The 2,140-nt window shown below is 40.2% G+C and carries 2 protein-coding genes and 1 pseudogene; all 3 read left to right on the top strand.

Annotation, left to right across the window (positions count from 1 at the left end; genetic code table 11):
- Positions 1-182, top strand: a pseudogene (locus DXB52_RS15540) (DUF961 family protein); the annotation flags it as partial.
- Positions 183-283: 101 nt separating this feature from the next.
- The gene (locus DXB52_RS15535; protein WP_008687118.1) at positions 284-1,048 is read left to right on the top strand and encodes an MBL fold metallo-hydrolase; all 765 of its coding nucleotides are present in this window, start codon (positions 284-286) and stop codon (positions 1,046-1,048) included.
- 98 nt (positions 1,049-1,146) lie between these two features.
- A partial coding sequence (locus DXB52_RS15530) for an FtsK/SpoIIIE domain-containing protein (protein ID WP_118108023.1) occupies positions 1,147-2,140 on the top strand: 994 nt, incomplete at its 3' end.

Below are 2,140 nucleotides of genomic sequence, written 5' to 3'. Positions count from 1 at the left end.
TTCCTTACAATGCAGTTGTGGAGCTTGTCAATCCAGTAGCCGATACGGTATCAAGAAAAACCTATACGGGTGCAGATGTGGACTGGTATGTAAAGGCAGAGGATATTGTATTGAAGAATAAAAGCAACCAGAACGCAGGCAATACACAGAACCATACACCGCAGGGACAACCGAAAAAATAGACTTGCTGAATAGATTTTCGTTGTAGAGGATATACGGAACTGTTATAATATGGGTATGAAGAAAGCGACAAATTAAAATTTTTAGGGAGTGAGAATAGTATATGGACAGTTGGTTTACCGTCGAACAAATAGACCAAGATACATTCGTCATCAGCGAATACAAACACTGGGAAGAAACACATTGTTATCTATTGTGTGGGACAAAAAGAGCCATTCTGATTGATACAGGTTTAGGTGTTTCCAACATCAGAGAGGTTATTGATGGATTGACGAAACTGCCCGTTACAGTAATCACTACTCATGTTCATTGGGATCATATCGGTGGACATAAATATTTTCGGTCTATTGCAGTTCATGAAGCAGAAAAAGAATGGCTATCGGTCAAATTCCCTATACCTTTGCAAGTGGTAAAAAACAATATTATGTGCAATCCATGTGATTTCCCCTCGGATTTTAAGGTAGAGAAATATCAGATTTTTCAAGGGGTTCCGCAAATGATTTTACATGATGAAGATTGTATTGACTTAGGGAACAGAAAGTTGGTAGTTATTCACACGCCCGGTCATTCTCCCGGACATTGTTGTTTCTATGAAGCGGATAGAAAATATCTGTATTCCGGCGATTTGATATATAGCGGTTGCCTTGATGCTTTTTATCCATCAACAAACCCACAAGAATTTTGGAAGTCTGTTAGAAAAATTCAATCTTTAAAGATAAGTCGAATTTTGCCAGGACATCATCATTTATCTATTCCAGTTACTATAATTGACAAGATAGAGACAGCTTTTCACAACTTGTCAAATGAAGGGAAATTAAAACAAGGGAATGGTATATTCAGCTATGAGGGGTTTCAAATCCATATCTGAAATGCAATCTTAGTTTTACAATTTTATATCCCTACACACAAAGCAGTTAGTCTTAGGATTGACTGCTTTTTTCATACCCAGAAAGGAGTGATTGATTTATGCGTATGATTTGGAACAAAGGACACCGTATCAGAGCCAGCGACAAGCACCTTGTTTATCATTTTTCCATAGAGACGCTTCTGTTTGTGTTCGTGGCAGTTCTCCTGCTACTGAATAGCAAACAGCTCATGCGTACCGACTGGGAGCATTTCAGCTTGTTAGAAAACGGCTTGACGCTTTCCCCTTACAACTTCATAACCATATTGATAGCGACTGGTGTTTGTGCATTGGTCGCTTTTGGGTATTACCGCTTCTGTTACGACAGTTTCAAGAAGCTACTGCACCGTCAAAAGCTGGCAAGAATGATACTGGAAAATAAGTGGTATGAAGCCGATACCGTACAAGACAGCGGTTTTTTTACTGACCTGCAAAGCAGATCAAGGGAAAAAATCGTCTGGTTTCCAAAGATTTATTATCAAATGGAAAAAGGACTTCTTCATATCCGCTGTGAAATTACGCTGGGAAAATATCAAGACCAGCTTTTACGGTTGGAGGATAAGTTGGAAAGTGGCTTGTATTGTGAGCTGACAGACAAGACCCTGCATGACGGTTATATCGAATATACCCTACTTTATGATATGATAGCGAACCGCATTACCATTGATGAAGTACGGGCAGAGAACGGCTGTCTTAGACTGATGAAAAATCTTGTCTGGGAATATGACGCACTTCCACACGCCCTTATCGCTGGTGGAACGGGTGGCGGTAAAACTTATTTTCTGCTGACGCTCATTGAAGCCCTACTGCATACCAACGCTGTCCTTTACATCTTAGACCCGAAAAATGCGGACTTAGCAGACTTAGGAACAGTCATGGGAAATGTGTATCATACCAAAGAAGAAATGATTGATTGTGTCAATGCCTTTTATGAGGGCATGGTACAACGAAGCGAGGAAATGAAGCGACACCCGAACTATAAGACGGGCGAAAACTACGCCTATTTGGGACTGCCACCCTGCTTTCTTATCTTTGATGAATATGTGGCATTTTTTG

It is taken from the genome of Ruminococcus sp. OM04-4AA (genome assembly GCF_003462585.1).
GTDB classification, from domain to species: domain Bacteria; phylum Bacillota; class Clostridia; order Lachnospirales; family Lachnospiraceae; genus Mediterraneibacter; species Mediterraneibacter faecis.
Note: the sequence above shows the minus strand (reverse complement) of the source record. Positions and strands in the feature narration are given on the sequence as shown.

Coding starts and splice junctions, on each gene's coding strand:
- DXB52_RS15535 (WP_008687118.1), top strand. CDS start 284: ATGGACAGTTGGTTTACCGTCGAACAAATAGACCAAGATACATTCGTC.